11 protein-coding genes and 1 riboswitch are annotated in these 12,526 nt (G+C 71.8%); of the genes, 8 read left to right on the forward strand and 3 right to left on the reverse strand.

Annotated features, from left to right (window positions below; translation table 11 throughout):
* Positions 1 to 490: 490 nt before the first annotated feature.
* Positions 491 to 1,720: an MFS transporter gene (locus ACWD6P_RS20620; RefSeq protein WP_451445567.1), complete on the forward strand. Its 1,230-nt coding sequence runs from the start codon at positions 491 to 493 to the stop codon at positions 1,718 to 1,720.
* Between the two features lie 24 nt (positions 1,721 to 1,744).
* On the opposite strand, the gene ACWD6P_RS20625 is transcribed toward ACWD6P_RS20620, so the two are convergent.
* Positions 1,745 to 2,701: a GlxA family transcriptional regulator gene (locus ACWD6P_RS20625; RefSeq protein ID WP_451445568.1), complete on the reverse strand. Its 957-nt coding sequence runs from the start codon at positions 2,699 to 2,701 to the stop codon at positions 1,745 to 1,747.
* Positions 2,702 to 2,811: 110 nt separating this feature from the next.
* Here ACWD6P_RS20625 and ACWD6P_RS20630 point away from each other — a divergent pair, with 110 nt between their 5' ends.
* From ACWD6P_RS20630 to ACWD6P_RS20640, 3 genes are all read left to right on the forward strand, one after another.
* Entirely contained in the window at positions 2,812 to 3,744 is a 933-nt protein-coding gene (locus tag ACWD6P_RS20630) for an NADP-dependent oxidoreductase (RefSeq protein ID WP_451445628.1), read from the forward strand.
* Positions 3,745 to 3,762: 18 nt separating this feature from the next.
* Positions 3,763 to 4,437, forward strand: coding sequence for an alpha/beta fold hydrolase (locus ACWD6P_RS20635; RefSeq protein WP_451445569.1), 675 nt, complete (start codon positions 3,763 to 3,765; stop codon positions 4,435 to 4,437).
* Positions 4,438 to 4,760: 323 nt separating this feature from the next.
* Positions 4,761 to 5,048 (forward strand): hypothetical protein, encoded by a 288-nt coding sequence (locus ACWD6P_RS20640; protein ID WP_451445570.1) that lies wholly within the window; start codon positions 4,761 to 4,763, stop codon positions 5,046 to 5,048.
* A gap of 50 nt (positions 5,049 to 5,098) precedes the next feature.
* On the opposite strand, the gene ACWD6P_RS20645 is transcribed toward ACWD6P_RS20640, so the two are convergent.
* Positions 5,099 to 5,650 carry a PadR family transcriptional regulator gene (locus tag ACWD6P_RS20645; RefSeq protein ID WP_451445571.1) on the reverse strand — a complete coding sequence of 184 codons (552 nt, stop codon included), beginning with the start codon at positions 5,648 to 5,650 and terminating at the stop codon, positions 5,099 to 5,101.
* A gap of 110 nt (positions 5,651 to 5,760) precedes the next feature.
* Here ACWD6P_RS20645 and ACWD6P_RS20650 point away from each other — a divergent pair, with 110 nt between their 5' ends.
* Positions 5,761 to 7,380, forward strand: coding sequence for a carboxylesterase/lipase family protein (locus tag ACWD6P_RS20650; protein ID WP_451445572.1), 1,620 nt, complete (start codon positions 5,761 to 5,763; stop codon positions 7,378 to 7,380).
* A gap of 39 nt (positions 7,381 to 7,419) precedes the next feature.
* Here ACWD6P_RS20650 and ACWD6P_RS20655 read toward each other — a convergent pair whose 3' ends face one another.
* Positions 7,420 to 7,899: a MarR family winged helix-turn-helix transcriptional regulator gene (locus ACWD6P_RS20655; protein WP_451445629.1), complete on the reverse strand. Its 480-nt coding sequence runs from the start codon at positions 7,897 to 7,899 to the stop codon at positions 7,420 to 7,422.
* A 434-nt stretch (positions 7,900 to 8,333) separates the two neighbouring features.
* Between ACWD6P_RS20655 and ACWD6P_RS20660 the strand changes: the two genes are divergently transcribed.
* From ACWD6P_RS20660 to ACWD6P_RS20670, 3 genes are all read left to right on the forward strand, one after another.
* The gene (locus ACWD6P_RS20660) at positions 8,334 to 10,367 is read left to right on the forward strand and encodes an MFS transporter (protein WP_451445630.1); all 2,034 of its coding nucleotides are present in this window, start codon (positions 8,334 to 8,336) and stop codon (positions 10,365 to 10,367) included.
* A gap of 158 nt (positions 10,368 to 10,525) precedes the next feature.
* Entirely contained in the window at positions 10,526 to 11,647 is a 1,122-nt protein-coding gene (locus ACWD6P_RS20665; protein ID WP_451445573.1) for an NADH:flavin oxidoreductase, read from the forward strand.
* Between the two features lie 100 nt (positions 11,648 to 11,747).
* Positions 11,748 to 11,964: riboswitch (cobalamin riboswitch) on the reverse strand.
* A 222-nt stretch (positions 11,965 to 12,186) separates the two neighbouring features.
* Positions 12,187 to 12,420, forward strand: coding sequence for a hypothetical protein (locus ACWD6P_RS20670; protein ID WP_451445574.1), 234 nt, complete (start codon positions 12,187 to 12,189; stop codon positions 12,418 to 12,420).
* Positions 12,421 to 12,526 lie beyond the last annotated feature (106 nt).

Below are 12,526 nucleotides of genomic sequence, written 5' to 3' on the forward strand. Positions count from 1 at the left end.
CCTGCGGCCCGTGGACGCCGAGATTGTCGAGGGCGCGGGCACCGCAACGGTCGGCGTCCTGGCCGAACTGTTCCCCAGCCTCCTGCCGGCCGGCCGTCGTGTGTGCTGGAAGCGCCGTACGAAGGTCACCGCGAGTTCTGGGTCGCCGGTGGCGAGTCCGGACAGCAAGGCCTCGTCCGGGATGCGGCCCACTGGGAACCCAAACCCCTGCATACCCGTATATACGGACCGTCCCGGCCCGGGGATTCCCTGGCGACGGCGGAAGCCCACCTCCCCATTGTCAGCCCGAACCGGGACCGGCCGTGCCGTCCCGGGCCCGACCGCCGGCCCGCAGCCGGAGGGCCGCGCGCCTCAACACGGTGGTCGTCATGGTCACGGAGCGTGGCCGGACATGGCTCGCCGCACCCGGCGCAGGCGGCACGAAGTGGCCCACAAATATGACGCCTGATTGTCCTGCAGGCGTGCGCCACTGTCTGTGTACGGTCAGGTCATGTCCACGCTGCTCCCGCCTGCGGGCCCCCAACGCATGCTTGCCCTCGCCCAGTTGAGCAATTCCGTGGGTGACGGCGCGTACTACGTCACCTCGGCGCTCTACTTCACCCATGTCGTCGGTCTCGCACCCGCCAGGATCGGCCTCGGCCTCACCCTGGCCTGGGCGGTCGGCTCGGTCGTCGGGGTGCCGCTCGGCCGGATCGCGGACCGGCGCGGCCCGCGGGGCACGGCGGTGCTGCTCGCCCTCGCGACCAGCGCCGCGGTCGCGTCCTTTCTGGTCGTGCGGGACTTCGTGCCGTTCCTCGCGGCCGCCGTCCTCTACGCCACCGCGCAGTCGGGCCTCGCCGCCGCCCGGCAGGCGCTGCTCGCCGGCCTGGTCTCCAAGGAGGAGCGCACCCGTGCGCTCGCCCATCTGCAGTCGACGCTCAACGCGGGCCTCGCGGTCGGTGCCGCACTCGGCGGGCTCGCGCTCTCCGCGGCGACCCGCTCGGCCTATCTCGCGGTCTTCGCGATAGACGCCCTGAGCTTTCTGCTCTGCGCGCTCCTCCTACTGAGGCTGCCTGTAGTCGCGCCCGCCCCCTTGGTCCGCGGTGCAAAACTCGAAGTCCTTCGGGACCGGCCGTACGCCGTCGTGACGCTGCTCAACACCGTGCTGCTGCTGCGGATGCCGCTGCTCAGCCTCGGCCTGCCCCTGTGGATCACCGAGCGCACCGACGCCCCCGAGTGGCTGGTCTCCGGGCTCTTCATCCTCAACACCGGTGCGGTGATGCTCTTCCAGGTCCGTGCCGCTCGCTCGGTCACCGGACTGTCCACGGCAGCCCGTGCCCTCCGTCGATCCGGTGCGCTCATGCTCCTGACCTGCGGGGTCTTCGCGTTCTCGGGTGGCCGTTCGCCCTGGGTCGCGGTCGCCGCCCTGGTCGGCGGCTCGGTGCTGCTGGTCGCCGCCGAGATGCTCCAGTCCGCCGGTTCCTGGCAACTCGGCTTCGACCTGGCACCGGCGGGGCGCATCGGTGAGTACCAGGGCTTCTTCGGCACCGGCACCACCGTCGCCCGCACGCTCGGGCCGGTGATGCTCACCGGGCTGCTCCTGGGAATGGGCGCGACAGGCTGGCTGCTGCTCGGCGGTCTGTTCCTGCTGGCGTCGTACGCGTTGGGCCCGGTGGCGCGGTGGGCGGCGGGAACCCGCGGCGAGCACTCCCTCGCCGCCGCGGCTGCCCGGACCGTCTGACGCGCAGGCGTGCGTCCGACTGCCTCATCTGCGGCGAAAGGCCTGGCGATAGGCGCTGGGCGAGATGCCGACCGTGGTGGTCAGGTGCTGGCGGAGCGAGGCGGCGGTGCCGAAGCCCGCGTGGGCGGCGATGTGATCGACCGACAGATCGGTGGTCTCCAGGAGCCGTCTGGCGTGATCGACCCGCTGCCGGGTGAGCCACTGGCCCGGCGGCATTCCGACCTCGTCGCGGAATCGCCGGCAGAACGTGCGGAGGCTCATCCGGGCATGCGCCGCCAGCTCGGCCAGGGTGAGCGGCCGGTGCAGTTGTTGCAGGGCCCAGGCGCGGGTGGCGGCCGTGGTGGCGGCCGAGGGCTCCGGCACGGGGCGGTCGACGTACTGGGCCTGGCCGCCTTCGCGCCACGGTGGCACCACACAGAGCCGGGCCACCCGGTTGGCGACCTCGCTGCCGTGGTCGCGGCGCACCAGATGCAGGCAGAGGTCGACGCCGGCCGCGACCCCCGCCGCCGTGAGGATCTGGCCGTTGTCGACGAACAGCACATTGGCGTCCACCTGGACCTGCGGAAAGGTCTGCTGGAAGTGGTCGGCCTCGTTCCAGTGCGTGGTGGCCGGGCGGCCGTCGAGCAGTCCGGCGGCGGCGAGGACGTAGGAGGCGGTGCAGATCGAGACGATGCGGGCGTCGGCGGGCAGGAGGGCGAGAGCCTCGGCCAGTTCGTCGGGCAGCCAGTCCCGTTGATCGTCGGGCCCGCAGGTGAACGGCGGGATGACGAGGGTGTCCGCCGTGCGCAGCGCCTCCCTCCCGTGGGCCACGGTGATGGCGAAGTCCGCGCTGGTGAGGACCGGGTCGCCGGCCAGGCTGCAGGTGGCGACCTCGTACAGCGGCTCCCCGTCGGGCCCGGCCGCCGTGCCGAAGATCCGTACCGGAATGCTGAGTTCGAAGGGGTAGACGCCTTCGAGGGCCAGGACCACGACACGATGCATGGCAAGATTCTTTCAGATCATGGCAGTCATGCCACTCGTCGTCTGGCCCGGAGGACGAGAACCTTGATCCATACGGGCCGGAAGGGCCCAAGGAGAGCAGGGGGATGACGATGCGTGCGATCGGCCAGGACGGCTTCGGCGGGCCCGGCGTACTGAAGGTGATCGAGGCGGAGCGCCCGGCGCCGGGGCCGGCCGAGGTGCTGGTGCGGGTCCACGCGGCCGGGGTCAATCCGACCGACTCCTGGCACCGGGCCTCCGGCGGACTGGCCGGCGCCGTGGTCCGGCTCGGCTGGGACGTCTCCGGTGTCGTCGAGGAGGTCGGCCCGGGAGTGACCCTACTGGCCCCCGGCGACGAGGTGTTCGGCCTGCCGCGCCACCCGCTCCCCGCGGGCACCTACGCCGAGTATGTGACCTCCCCGGCCCGGCACCTGGTCCGCAAGCCCGCCGGGCTGACCCATGTGCAGGCCGCCGCGCTGCCGCTGGCCGCGCTCACCGCCTGGCAGGCCCTGGTCGACGTCGCCGAGGTGCGCCCCGGCCAGCGAGTGCTGATCCACGCGGCGGCGGGCGGCGTCGGCCACCTCGCCGTACAGATCGCCAAAGCCCGCGGCGCCCATGTGATCGGCACCGCCCGCTCGGCCAAGCACGCCTTCCTGCGCGGACTCGGCGCCGACGAACTGGTCGACTACACCGAGGCCGACTTCGAGACGGCCATCGAACCCGTCGACGTGGTCATCGACACGATCGGCGGCGACTACGGGCCGCGCTCACTGCGCACCCTGCGCCCCGGCGGCGTCCTGGTCTCGCTCGCCTCCCCGGCCGAGGCGTACCTGGCCGACGAGGCCGGCCCCCTCGGACTCCGCGCCGCCTTCATGATCGTCGAAGCCGACCGGGCGGGCATGCGGGAGATCGCCGCCCTTGCCGACGCGGGTCTGCTCCGGCCCGAGATCGACACCGTGCTCCCGCTCGACCAAGCCGCCAAGGCCCACGAACTGGGCGACGGCCGCCGCACCACCGGCAAGATCGTCCTCTCCCTCACCGACTGACGGAAAGACACTCCCACGATGACCACCTTCGTCCTCATACCCGGCGCCTGGCACGGTGCCTGGACCTACGAACCGCTGGCCCGGCAACTGCGCGAACACGGACACCAGGTCCACCCCCTCACCCTCACCGGGGTGGGGGACCGCCGGCACCTGCTCACCTCCACGGTGAACCTCGACACCCACATCGCCGACGTCGTCAACCTCCTGACGGACCAGCAGATCACCGACGCCGTTCTGGTCGGCCACAGCTACGGCGGCATGGTGATCACGGGCGCCGCCGACCGCGTCCCCGAGCGGGTGGCCGGACTGGTCTACGTCGACGCCATGGTCCCCGAGGACGGGGACTCGTGCTGGTCCCTCGTCACCGACCAAGAGCGCGCCTGGTACCTCGAAGGCGTGGGCGAGACCGGCTACACCAGCGCACCGCTGCCGTTCTTCGACCCCCGGGCCACCCCTCACCCGCTGGCTTCCCTGCTCCAGTCCGTCCGCTTGCAGGGCGGGCTCGACCGCTACCGCAGCAGGGACTACGTCTACGCCACCGGCTGGCCCGGGCGGTCCCCCTTCACCGCGCTCCACGAACGACTGCGGAGCGACCCCGCCTGGCGCACCCACGCCGTGGCCTCCGGCCACAACGTGATGCGGGACGCCCCTGACGAACTGCTGAAGATCCTGCTGACGGCTGCGGGGGAGTGATGAGGTAGCCGCCGGGGCGCGGAAGGAGGGGGGACCGGGGGCCGGGAGGCGGCCCCGGACCGTCGCGGCTCCCGCGCCCTGTTACTTTCTCTGGCGTGAGCAGGTCAAACGAATTCCCTCCAGGCCCGTACGGCGGTCCGCCAGGCCCGTACAGCAGTCCGCCGCCGGGTTCTCCTGTGGCTCCCGCGGCTCCCGCGGCTCCCGCAGCCCCCGGCGCCGCGCCCGAAGTCGCTGCCGAGCCCGCGGCCCGTAAGCGGAAGCTCCCCAAATCGCCCGTCAAGAAGCCCAATTGGGATGCCTGGTCGGCCGGGAAGTCAGTAGGCATGATCCTGCTGATGCTTCCGGTGCTGGCCGTGGTGGCCTTTGTCGCGCAGATCATCGAGGCGCTGTACTACGCGGCGGTGTGCCTCTTTTACGTGGTCACCAGCCCGTACTGGATCACCCGGACCATCTGGCGGGCCCTCCGCCCGGTGGAGACGGCGGAGCATGCGGCCCGCCGGGCCGAGGCCCGAGAGGTCATCAGCGTCACGTCGAAGGGCTGCGGCTGTGTGGTGGCCGTCCTGGCGATTCTCGCGGCGATCATCGTCGTGGTGGCGCTGGCCAACTACTGACCAGCGGCGGGTGAACGGGCCGCGGACCCGCAGCCCGGCCGAGCTCACGCTCACGCCGTGAGCTCGGCCAGGACCTCCTCCAGCCAGCGCACATGTGCGTCCAGCGCGCGGCCCTTGTAGTCATGGACGTGATCGAGGATCCGTGCCATCCGTGCGCGGTCCACCTCCGGCAGCCACGGCTCCTCGCGGATCTCCCGCGCCCGGAACCGCTCCGCCTGGGCGTGCCGGGCCGCCAACTCGGTGCGGACGAGACGTACCTGCTCCGCCTCGCTCAGGAAGATCGCGAAGGTGTAGCGGATCACGAATTCGGGGTCGCCGAAGTCGGGCGACGGCGTGTACGGCTCGGCGAGGCGCTCCCGCAGCACCAGCCGGCCGGCGTCCGTGACGCGGTACACCTTCGAGTCCGGACGCCCTTCGTTGCGCTCCACGGTGTAGTCGATCCAGCCGTCGGCGCACATACGGCCCAGCGTCCGGTAGATCTGGCTCTGCTGGGTACGCGGGCGGATCATCCGGCCCATCTCACTGTCCAGCCAGCGCTTCAGGTCGTAGCCCGTACAGGGACGCATCGCCACGAATCCGAGCAGCACATGCTCGATCTTCATCTCCGACTCATCACCTCTCACCTATGCCACTAGTCACCTATGGCACTCGGCATCTATGCTCTGCGCGCCCGGAGCCGTATCCGGGCGCGTCCCTGCCGTCAGGAGACCCTATGCCTCTGCCTGCGAGAGTCCTGCGCCGAGCGCGCAGGATCGTGCTGTCCCTCACCGTCGCCGCCACCGCCCTCGCCCCCGTGTCCGCCCAGGCCGATCAACCCGGCCAGCCCGCAAGCCGGACCCTCGTCGTGCGCACCGAGAACGGCTGGGTGCGCGGCGAGGCCACCGCCGACGGGCGGCAGTTCCTCGGCATTCCCTACGCCCAGGCGCCCGTCGGCGATCTGCGCTGGCGGGCGCCGCGGCCCGCCGCCGACTGGCACGGGGTCAGGGACGCCACCCGGTACGGCAACTACTGCGCGCAGAACACCTACTGGGCACCCGGCTACGAGAAGCGGCACACCACCGAGGACTGCCTCGGCGTCAACGTCTACACGCCGAGCCCGGCCGCCGGCCGCCACCGCGGCAAGCTCCCCGTCATGGTCTGGATCCACGGCGGCGGCAACATCGGAGGCGCCGGCCGCGACATCGTCCCCGACACCTTCGCCCGCCGCAGCAAAACCGTCGTCGTCACCCTCAACTACCGCCTCGGTGCCCTCGGCTTCCTCGCCCTCCCCGGCACCAAGGGCAACTTCGCCCTGCTCGACCAGCAGCAGGCGCTGCGCTGGGTGCGGGCCAACATCGGCCGCTTCGGCGGCGACCGCACCCGGGTCACGCTCGCCGGTGAGTCGGCGGGCGGCAGTGCGGTCTGCGCCCAGCTCGCCTCACCGGGCAGCCGCGGTCTCTACCGGGCCGCCATCATCCAGAGCGGCGCCTTCGGCGACTGCGCGGGCAGCACCCGTGAGGAGGCCGAAGCCGCCGGTACGGCCTTTGCCGCAAAGCTGGGCTGCGACCAGCCGGCGACCGCGGCCGACTGCCTGCGCGCCAAGCCCGTGCGGGAGATCCTCGACGCCCAGAGGGGCACCGGCCCCGACACCTGGCGCTACACCGTCGGCGGCCGCGAACTGCCGCTCCAGCCCGCGTACGCCTTCACCACCGGCCGCGCCTCCCACGTCCCCGTCATGAACGGAGCCAACAGCAAGGAGGGACTCGTCTTCGCCTACGACACCTTCGACCGCTGGGGCACCCCGCTGACCGCCGGCGCCTACCCGAAGGCCCTCACCTCCGCCTTCGGCGAGCGGACCGGGGCAAGAGCCCGCGACCGCTACCCGCTCAGCGCCTACGAACGACCTGGCTACGCCTACGCCGCAGCCTTCGGCGACCACCTCTTCGCCTGCCCGGCGCTACGGACCGGTCCGCGCCTCGCCCAGCGCGGCCGGGTCTACGGGTACGAGTTCGCCGACCGCACCTCCCCGCGGTTCGCCTCGCTCCCGCAGCATGCCGACTTCGACTTCGGCGCCACCCACGCGGCCGAGCTGAACTACCTGTTCAAGCCGTACGGGCGCCGAGCGGACCTCAACGCCGAGCAGCGTGCCCTGTCCGCGCAGATGACCGCGTACTGGGGCTCGTTCCTCCACGGCTCGGCACCGCGCGCCAACGGGCAGCAGGCCATGCCGGAGCAGGGCTCGCGGCCGGGCCGGGTGCTGCGGCTGCGCACCGCCTCCGAGGGCGGCAACGCGATCACGACGGCGCTGCGGGCCGAACACCGCTGCGACATGTGGGACGCGGCCGACTCCTGACAGGGATCAGGCAGTCGGCCCCGGAGCCGGGCGAGCGCGCTAGGGCTTTTCCGATCCTGACCCGTCGGACAGGCCCTGGCGTCCTTCGTGCTGGCGCGCGTCGTCCTCCGCGCGCGGCCAGTGCCGTCCCTCAAGTTCCTCGGCGCTGCGGTTGAGCCGGACCAGTACGTCCTCCAGCTCCCGCACCTCCTCGGCCGACCAGCCGGCGACCACCCGGGCCAGGCACGAGCGGTTGACTTCGCGGTCGGCGGCGAGCCGGTGCCCGCCCTCCTCGGTGATCCGCAGCTTGCGGGCCATACCGCCCTCGGGGTCCGCGACGCGTTCGGCCAGACCGCAGCGCAGCAGCGCCGCCGTCTGGCGGTTCACGGTCGAGGTGTCGAGCCCGAACGCCTCCGCCAACTGCCCGATGGACATGGGGCCTTGGGTGTCGATCCGGCTGAGCAGCAGATAGGCCGAACGTTCCAGACGCTCGGGGTCCCGCTCCCGGCGATTCATCACCTGGTGCCGCGAGAGCAGCATCAGCTCCCGCTCCAGTCTCTCCAGCACCACGCTTCCCGCTCTCCTTCCCGGCACTGCATCGTCCCGAGTCCAGGGCTCATAAGCTCCCGAGCCCAGGACTCATAAGCTCACGGGCCCCCGGGCCCTGGCCCGGATCCGCGACACAGGGGACGCAGGGACAACTCAGGCATTCCGGCCCTCGCCCGGCAATGTGCATGATACACATCCCGGTGCGATGTGCATGATGCACATCGTGTGTACTATGCATATCTGCCCATGGGTCCCCGGGCCGTTCCCCCAGACCCCGGACCCCGGACCCCGGGCATCGAGCGAGCCCGAGCCTGAACCTCTAGGCGGTATACGTGTCATCCCCTCACCGAGCCCTCCAGGCGCGTTCGCGCACCGGAGGCCCGATCGTCGCGGTGCTCGCGTTCGCGGGCATCGTCGTCGCCGTGATGCAGACCCTCGTGGTGCCGCTAATCGCCGAGCTGCCGCACCTGCTGCACACCACGACCTCCAACGCCTCCTGGGTGATCACCGCCACACTGCTCGCCGGAGCCGTCGCCACCCCCGTCATGGGGCGCCTCGGCGATATGTTCGGCAAACGGCGGATCCTCTTCTGCAGCCTCGGACTGCTCATCGTCGGCTCGCTGATCTGCGCGTTCACCTCGGATCTGGTGCCGATGGTGGTGGGCCGCACGCTGCAGGGCGGGGCGATGGGGGTGATCCCGCTCGGCATCAGCATCATGCGCGACGAGGTGCCCGCCGAGCGGATGGGCTCGGCCATGGCGCTGATGAGCTCCTCGCTGGGCGTCGGCAGCGCGCTCGGCATGCCGGCCGCCGCCTATGTGGCCCAGCACGCCGACTGGCACGTGCTGTTCATGGGGTCGGCCGGGCTGGCCGCGCTCGCGCTGCTGCTGGTCGCGCTGTTCGTCCCGGAGTCGCCGCTCCGCGCTCCCGGGCGCTTCGACCTCATCGGCGCGGTCGGGCTCTCCGCGGGGCTGGTCTGTCTGCTGCTCGGGATCTCCAAGGGCGGCGACTGGGGCTGGGGGAGCGGCACCACGCTCGGCCTGTTCGCGGCCTCGGCGCTGATCCTTCTCGCCTGGGGCGCCGTCGAACTGCGCGTGGAGCAGCCGCTGGTCGACCTGCGGACCACCGCACGCCGCCAGGTGCTGCTGACCAACCTCGCCGCGATCGCCATCGGCTTCGCGATGTACGCGATGTCGCTGGTGCTCCCGCAGCTCCTGCAGCTGCCGAAGGCCACGGGGTACGGGCTGGGGCAGTCCATGGTGGTCGCGGGGCTGTGCGTGGTGCCCGGCGGCATAGTGATGATCCTGCTCAGCCCGGTCTCCGCCAAGATCTCGGCGGCCCGCGGCCCCAAGGTCTCCCTGATGCTGGGCACCGTCGTCATCGCCATCGGCTATGTGTCGGCGCTCGGGCTGGTGCACGCGGTCTGGCAGACGCTGATCGTCTCCGCCCTCATCGGCGGCGGCATCGCACTGGCCTACGCGGCCATGCCCGCCCTGATCATGGGTGCGGTGCCCCCCTCGGAGACGGCCGCCGCCAACGGCCTCAACACCCTGATGCGCTCGATCGGCACCTCAACGGCCAGCGCGGTCCTCGGTGTCGTGCTCTCCCATATGACCCAGCCGCTGGGCGGTGTGCCGCTGCCGTCCATGGACGGATTCCGCACCTCCTTCATCATCGCCTGCGCGGCCTGCGTGGTGGCCCTGCTGATCGCGGCGTTCCTGCCGGGACGGGGCTCGGGCGCACATACCCCGTCAACTCCGCTGGCCGGTACGGCCGTTGGTGATACGGCCCCGGATCCGGCGGCTCCGGCCGAGACGGCCCTGGCCGAGACGGTCCCGGCTGACGCGGTCCCGGCCGAGGCGGTCCCGGTCGAGACGGTCCCCGCTGACGCGGTCTCGGCCGATGCCGTCCCGTTCGACGCCGTCCCAGCCGGGGCCGGGTTCCACGGCCTGGTGCGGGACGCCGACGGCGAGGTGCTGGGCGGCGCCGCCCTCACCCTCATCTCGACGGACGGACGGCAGCTGGGCCGCACGGTCTCCCGCCCCGACGGCCGGTACGCACTGGACGCCCCGACCGCCGGCCCGTACGTCCTCATAGCGGCCGCCGACGGCCACCAACCGCAGGCCGCCGCGGTCACGGCGGCGGCAACCCCGGTCCCGTACGGCATCGTGCTGCCCCGCGCGACCGGACCGGCCGGTTCGCGGGTGCGGGGCACCGTACGTGCCGGGGAGGGGCGCCGTCCGCTGAAAGATGCCCGGCTCACGCTGCTGGACGCCACCGGGGACGTGGTGCGCACCACCCTCACCGACGCCGACGGCGCCTACACCTTCACCGACCTGACCGCGGGTGAGTACTCCCTCATCGCCAGCGGCTACCCGCCCGTGGCCTCGGCGCTGACCGTCGAGGGCCGAGGCACGGACGGCTTCGACATGGAACTGACGCACCCCACGGCGCAGTAGGCGACTCACCGCACGGCCGGAATGCCATGACCGGCCGGACGGCTTACCCCTACACGGTCACTAACTGCCCACCACACCGGTCACCACCTGCTAACCACACCGGTCACCACCTGCCAACGCCCCCACCGACTCCGACTCTTACCTACAAGGAGCACCCCATGACCACCACCCCCGCCTCCCGCGCGGCCGAGATCCTCTCCCGGCCCGTCGCGCTGAACGGACTGACCGTCCCCAACCGCATCGTGATGGCGCCGATGACGCGCATGTTCTCCCCGGGCGGTGTCCCCGGTGAGGACGTGCGGTCGTACTACGCCCGTCGCGCCGCCGCGGGTGTGGGCCTGATCGTCACCGAGGGGACCTACGTCGGCCATGAATCGGCCGGGCAGAGCGACCGTGTGCCGCGGTTCCACGGCGAGGAGCAGCTGGCGGGGTGGGCGAAGGTCGCCGAGGACGTGCACGCGGCGGGCGGCACCATCGTTCCGCAGCTGTGGCACATCGGCATGGTGCGCAAGCAGGGCGATGCGCCCTACGCCGACGCCCCCGCCGTCGGCCCCTCCGGCATACGCGTCGACGGCACCGAGGGCACCGGCAAGGCGATGACCCAGCGCGACCTGGACGACGTCATCGGCGCCTTCGCCGAGGCCGCCGCGGCCGCCGAGCGCATCGGCTTCGACGGCGTCGAACTGCACGGCGCCCACGGCTACCTCCTCGACCAGTTCCTGTGGGCGAGGACGAACCGCCGCAGCGACGCCTACGGTGGCGACGCGGTGGCACGTACGAAGTTCGCGGCGGAGATCGTGGCCGCGGTCCGTGAGACCATCTCGCCCGACTTCCCGGTGATCTTCCGCTACTCGCAGTGGAAGCAGGAGGCCTACGACGCCAGGCTCGCCGAGACCCCGGAGGAGCTGGAGGCGATCCTGGCCCCGCTCGCCGCGGCCGGTGTCGACGTCTTCCACGCCTCCACCCGCCGCTACTGGAACCCGGAGTTCGAGGGCTCGGACCTGAACCTGGCGGGCTGGACCAAGAAGCTCACCGGCAAGCCCACCATCACCGTCGGCTCGGTCGGCCTCGACGGTGACTTCATCCGCGCGTTCGCCGGCGAGGGGGCCGCGGTCGGCAGCATCGACAACCTCCTCGACCGCCTGGAGCGCGACGAGTTCGACCTGGTCGCCGTGGGCCGCGCCCTGCTCCAGGACCCCCAGTGGGCGGCGAAGGTCCTGGGCGACCGGGCCGAGGAGCTGAAGCCGTACGACGCGTCCGCGGTGAAGACGCTGAGCTAGGCGTACCCCGCGGGCCCCGTCAAGGGGCAGCGGCCCCGGATGCGGGAGGGCACCGGTTCGCGCCGGTGCCCTCCCGCCGTTCCAGTTCGGCCTACGCACACGTGCGTACGGGCAGTTGGCAGGTCTTCGGACTCGCGGGCAAGTCTGCCGTGCAGACACCTACTGGCCGTCGCTTCCCGGACCACTGCGTGGGTCCATTGCGTATGACGGCGGTCGTTCCCGCTCACCGCTGCGGGGCAGTCCCGGATTCCCACCGGGTTCCCTCTTACGACGCGTCCGTCTGGCTGACGGTGCGAACCAGCTGCGGATCACAGACTAGCTGTACCGGCCCGGAGCGTTCGGCGCGCGCCGAGGTCAGCGGCGCGCGCTACACCAGCGCGATCACCAGCGTCTGGACCGGCGCCTGCCGTCTGTCCGGCGGTCAGCGCGCGGATGGTGCGCAAGGGGCCAGTGGGGTGGTCTTTGCGTCCGTGCCTTATCGAAACGGCGGTGAAGGGAAGGACAGAGGCTGATCACTGTCTCTGTCTTCAGGAGGATTCATGCGCATCCGCGCCACGCTCTTCGCAGTAACCCTGGCCGGCGCCGCTCTGCTCGGCGGTGCGGCCACCGCCGCCGCCGACCCCGGCCCGAGCGACTCCCGCCCCGGTTCGGGCTTCGAGGCGGACGTCTCCGACGCCCCCATGGGCAAGGACCCCATGGCCGCAGAATCGAAGGCGTCGGGTCGCGAGGCGGCGGATGACGGCGGGCTGCTCGGCCGCCTCGCGGGCATGTGACCTCGGGTTCTCTGAGTTCCGGGAGTTCCCCGAGGGTGTGAGCCGCGCCGGGCGCCGACGGGACTGTTCCGTCGGCGCCGCGGCGTTGCCGGTCGGTTGCTGACCG

Source organism: Streptomyces sp. NPDC002446, assembly GCF_053595675.1.